The organism is Delftia sp. ASV31 (assembly GCF_016428765.1).
In the GTDB taxonomy this organism is placed as follows: domain Bacteria; phylum Pseudomonadota; class Gammaproteobacteria; order Burkholderiales; family Burkholderiaceae_C; genus Comamonas; species Comamonas acidovorans.
In genome coordinates this window covers 1-320 of sequence record NZ_JAELTK010000252.1, presented here as the reverse complement: position 1 = coordinate 320, position 320 = coordinate 1, and the positions used below count along the sequence as shown (strand labels likewise).

The 320-nt window shown below is 78.8% G+C and carries 1 protein-coding gene; it reads left to right on the top strand.

Annotated features, from left to right (window positions below):
• Window positions 1-122 precede the first annotated feature (122 nt).
• Window positions 123-320: hypothetical protein (locus JHD82_RS30110; RefSeq protein WP_233174963.1), on the top strand; the 198-nt coding region annotated here is incomplete at its 3' end.

Genomic DNA, 320 nt, shown 5'->3' with positions numbered 1-320 from the left:
CCCCCCCCCCCCCCCCCCCCCCCCCCCCCCCCCCCCCCCCCCCCCCCCCCCCCCCCCCCCCCCCCCCCCCCCCCCCCCCCCCCCCCCCCCCCCCCCCCCCCCCCCCCCCCCCCCCCCTTTTAATGACCCGCCGACCACCGAGATCTACACTGTTCGCATTTCGTCGGCAGCGTCAGATGTGTATAAGAGACAGTGCTGTGGTAGCGCCAGCTGTGCCCGCCCTGGCCACCCTGCGCCTCGTCGGCCAGCGGCACCAGGAACAGGTGGGCCTGCTCCAGCGCCTGCAGCATGGCGGCGCCGTCGGCGCGCGGCACCAGGGC